The sequence below is a fragment of the Streptomyces lushanensis genome, assembly GCF_001700515.1.
Classification (GTDB): Bacteria; Actinomycetota; Actinomycetes; order Streptomycetales; family Streptomycetaceae; genus Streptomyces; species Streptomyces lushanensis.
This window is the reverse complement of record NZ_MAUD01000449.1, coordinates 1-4,008: the sequence shown is the minus strand read 5'-3', so window position 1 is coordinate 4,008 and position 4,008 is coordinate 1. Positions and strand designations below refer to the sequence as shown.

4 protein-coding genes are annotated in these 4,008 nt (G+C 71.3%); 2 read left to right on the top strand and 2 right to left on the bottom strand.

The window, feature by feature from the left end; all coding sequences use genetic code 11:
* Positions 1-121: 121 nt before the first annotated feature.
* A complete protein-coding gene (locus BFF77_RS29120; protein ID WP_066955781.1) occupies positions 122-1,105 on the bottom strand; it encodes an aldo/keto reductase in 984 nt (327 codons plus the stop codon).
* A gap of 130 nt (positions 1,106-1,235) precedes the next feature.
* Here BFF77_RS29120 and BFF77_RS29115 point away from each other — a divergent pair, with 130 nt between their 5' ends.
* Complete coding sequence (locus BFF77_RS29115) at positions 1,236-2,288, top strand: LLM class F420-dependent oxidoreductase (RefSeq protein ID WP_066955778.1); 1,053 nt, start codon at positions 1,236-1,238, stop codon at positions 2,286-2,288.
* 312 nt (positions 2,289-2,600) lie between these two features.
* On the top strand, positions 2,601-3,386 hold the full coding sequence (locus tag BFF77_RS29110; protein WP_066955784.1) for a hypothetical protein: 786 nt from the start codon (positions 2,601-2,603) through the stop codon (positions 3,384-3,386).
* 82 nt (positions 3,387-3,468) lie between these two features.
* Here BFF77_RS29110 and BFF77_RS29105 read toward each other — a convergent pair.
* Positions 3,469-4,008 (bottom strand): CorA family divalent cation transporter (locus tag BFF77_RS29105; RefSeq protein WP_281196626.1); only part of this gene is annotated, 540 nt, incomplete at its 5' end.

The following is a 4,008-nucleotide window of genomic DNA, read 5'->3' as shown; positions in this document are numbered from 1 at the left end:
GACACAGGCGAGCACCCCGCGTCCGTGCCGCTCGCGGATGGTCCCGCCCCGGCCGCGGGGTGCTCGCCTGTGTCGGCCATGGCGCCGGCCTCCTCCGTGGCAGCGATGTCGCGGTCCGTACTCACAGCGTGCTCCAGTCCTGGTCGGGATAGCGGTGCACGGGCGCCGACACGTCGTCGAGCGCCTGGCAGATCTCGTCAGGAAGACTAAGGCTCTCCACTGACAGTGCCGCCGTGAGCTGCTGCGCGTTCCGCGCCCCGATGATCGGGGCCACCACGCCCGGGCGGTCCCTGACCCAGGCCAGCGCCACCTCCAGCGGTGTCGTGGCGAGCCCGTCCGCGGCCGTCGCGACCGCGTCCACGATCCGGCTCGCCGCCTCGTCCAGATACGGCTCGACGAACGGCGCCATCTGCTCCGAGGCGCCCCGCGAGTCGGGCGGGGTGGTGTGCCGGTACTTGCCGGTGAGCACCCCCCGCCCCAGCGGCGAGGAGGGCAGCAGCCCGACGCCCAGATCCAGCGCGGCGGGCAGCACCTCACGCTCCACACCGCGCTGCAACAGGGAGTACTCCATCTGTGTGCTGGCCAGCCGCGTCCGTATCCCGGGCGCGGCGAGCTGCCAGGTGGCGGCCTTGGCGAGCTGCCAGCCGCAGTAGTTCGACACTCCCGCGTACCGGGCCCGGCCGCTGCTCACCGCGATGTCCAGGGCGTGGAGCGTCTCCTCCAGCGGTGTCTCGTCGTCAAAGGCGTGTATCTGCCACAGATCCACATAGTCCGTGCCGAGCCGCTCCAGCGACGCGTCCAGCGCGGCGAGCAGATGCCCGCGCGATCCGTCGAAGCGCCGGTACGGATCGGGCACACTGCCGGCCTTCGTCGCGACGATCAGATCGCGGCGCGGCACCAGCCGTTCGATCAACTGCCCGAGCAGATATTCGGACTCCCCTCCGCCGTACACGTCCGCCGTGTCGACCAGTGTCCCGCCCGCCTCCCAGAAGGCCTTCAACTGATCGGCGGCGTCGTGCTCGTCGGTGTCCCGTCCCCAGGTCAGGGTGCCGAGCCCGATCCGGGACACGCGCAGGCCGGTACGGCCGAGATGCCTCTGCTCCATGGCTGCTGAGATTACTGGCCAGGACCCCACGCGGAGAGAGCCTGTGGACAACCCGCCGCTGACGGAAGCCCGTACGGCGCGCTAGAGTCCCCGGCACAGGGACGTTACCCATCAGTAGTAGGGAGTGGCCATGCGGCTCGGCATCAACCTCGGGTACTGGGGTGCGGGGATGGACGGCGACAACCTCGCGGTCGCGCAGGAGGCCGACCGGCTCGGCTATGACGTCTGCTGGGTCGCGGAGGCGTACGGCTCCGACGCCCCGACCGTACTGAGCTGGGTCGCGGCGCAGACGGAGAGCATCGACGTGGGCTCCGCGATCCTTCAGATCCCGGCCCGTCAGCCCGCCATGACCGCCATGACCGCGGCCACCCTCGACTCCCTCTCCGGCGGCCGGTTCCGGCTGGGCCTCGGGGTCTCGGGCCCCCAGGTCTCCGAGGGCTGGTACGGCGTGAAGTTCGACAAGCCGCTCGCCCGCACCCGGGAGTACGTCGAGATCGTCCGCCGGGCCATGTCCCGCGAGCGGCTGTCGTACGAGGGCGAGCACTGGACGCTGCCGCTGCCCGGCGGTCCCGGCAAGCCGCTCAAGCTCACGGTGCATCCGGAGCGCGAGCACATCCCCCTCTACATCGCCGCGATCGGTCCCAAGAACCTGGAGCAGACCGGCGAGATCGCGGACGGCGCGCTGCTGATCTTCCCCTCCGCCGAGCATCTCGAGGACACCGCGGTCCGGCATCTGCGGGCGGGCCGTGAGAAGGCCGGGCTGACCATGGACGGCTTCGACGTCTGTCCGACCGTGCCGCTCGCGCTCGGCGACGACATCGGGGCGCTGGCCGACGTCTTCCGCCCGTACACCGCGCTGTACGTGGGCGGCATGGGCAGCCGCAGGCAGAACTTCTACAACCAGCTCGCCTGCCGTATGGGCTACGAGAAGGAGGCCGCGGAGATCCAGGACAAGTACCTCTCCGGGGACAAGGAGGGCGCGGCGGCGGCCGTTCCGCACGAGCTGATCGACTCGACCACCCTGCTCGGTTCCGTGGAGCGGATCGCCGACCGGATGCGCGCCTACGCCGACGCGGGTGTCACCACGCTGACCCTCGCTCCGGCCGGCTTCACGCCGGCCGAGCGCGTCGCCGCCCTGCGCGCCGGTACGGAGGCCCTGGAGCGCGCGGGCCTGGTGTCCTGACGAAGGCGCCCCGGTCCCAGCCCCAACTCCGGGTCCGGACCGGGGCCCTCGGGCGCCGGCCCCGTTGGCCCGGACGGACGCGGGCGGCGGTCCGGGGCGCGACGGGAAAAGTCCGCGGCCGTGGTGGGGGCTCGGGGGGTCTTCCCCGCCACGGCCGTCATGTACGACAACGCCTCCGGCCCCCGCCCGGTTACGCGCCGGGCCCGCCTTCGCGCTCCTTCTTTCGGCTCAGCCGTGCGGCGCACCTGTTGCCTGTTGTCCCGCACCCCATTTGACTCGTTTTCTGCGGATGTCTGTATGGAGGTGACAGTGATGCTCTCGGCCCGAAGCCTGTTCCAGGAAATCCTGGACGACGACCGTTCCTTCCGGCTCTTCTGTTCCATCGCGGCCAGCGGAGAGGCCCAGGGCGGCTGGGAGAACGGCCGGATCGCCGCCCTCGTACCGGAGTCCATGCGGGACCTCGCCCCGAAGATCGCCCGGCACGGCGCCGACGAGGACAAGCACGGGCGCATTTTCCACGCCCTCCTCAAGAAGCGCGGTCTCGAACCCGTCGAGGTTCCGCGCGAGACCGACTACACCATGCTGCTGGAGCGCCGGGGCATCGGGCTCACCCACGCCAAGCTGCGCCGCGACGAGCGGCTCACCGAGGCGGACATCGTGATTTATCTCTCGCACAGCAGGATCACCGAACAGCGGGCCGCGGACCAGATGGTGATGCTGGTGAAGTACTTCGGCGACCATGACGTGGTGGGCAGGGCCGTCAGGATGATCGGCAACGACGAGGACAACCATCTCGCCTACTGCCACGAGGAGCTGCTCGGACTGGCCCGGCAGGGCCACGCCCGTACGATCCACCGCATCCTCCGGGAGTGCGCGCTCGCGGAGATCCAGGTCTACCGGCAGGTGAGCCTCGCCGTGATGGAGCGGATGGGCCGGCTCCTCGACTGGCCCGCGCCCAAGGCCGCGCTGCTCGCCGCCGCGATCAACGGCCTGTACGTGTACGAGCGGACCCTCGGCTGGCGCCGGATGGTTCGCCTCAGGATGCCGGAGCGCCGCGACGCCCTCGGCGGCCCCGCGACCGCGGCCCCGGCCTTCTAGACCTGTCTCGGACCACGCCCCAGGCCCGCCCCGGGGACTGCGCAGGTCCGGCCGCGCCCCGTCCCGCCGGCCCCGCCCGGACCTAGAGCCAGCCCCGCCGCTTGAACTGGCGGTGCAGCGCCGTGACCACGACCGCCATGAAGCCGATCACGGCGGGATAGCCCCACACGTAGTGCAGCTCCGGCATGTGCGTGAAGTTCATGCCGTAGATCCCCGCGACCAGCGTGGGCACCGCGGCCATGGCGGCCCAGGCCGAGATCTTCCGCATGTCGTCGTTCTGCCGCACCCCCATCTGCGCGAGATGCGCCGACAGGATGTCGGACAGCAGCCGGTCCAGCCCCTCCACCTGGTCGTTGGCGCGCAGGAGATGGTCGTTGACGTCCCGGAAGAAGGGCCGCGAGTGGTCATGGACGAAGGGCACGCCCGCGCTCGCCAGCCGGGCCATCGGCGCCGCCAGCGGCCCGCTCGCCCGCCGGAACTCCAGCACCTGCCGCTTGAAGTTGTAGATCCGCGCCGCCGTCGACGTCGCGGACGCCGTGCCGCGTGACGGGCCCGGCGTACCGTCGCCGCCGCTCGGCGCGAAGACGTCCGCCTCCAGCTCCTCCAGGTCGACCTGGAGCTC

Excerpts from the sequence above, each read along its gene's own strand:
- BFF77_RS29120 (WP_066955781.1), bottom strand. The coding sequence starts at position 1,105 with ATGGAGCAGAGGCATCTCGGCCGTACCGGCCTGCGCGTGTCCCGGATC.
- BFF77_RS29115 (WP_066955778.1), top strand. The coding sequence starts at position 1,236 with ATGCGGCTCGGCATCAACCTCGGGTACTGGGGTGCGGGGATGGACGGC.
- BFF77_RS29110 (WP_066955784.1), top strand. The coding sequence starts at position 2,601 with ATGCTCTCGGCCCGAAGCCTGTTCCAGGAAATCCTGGACGACGACCGT.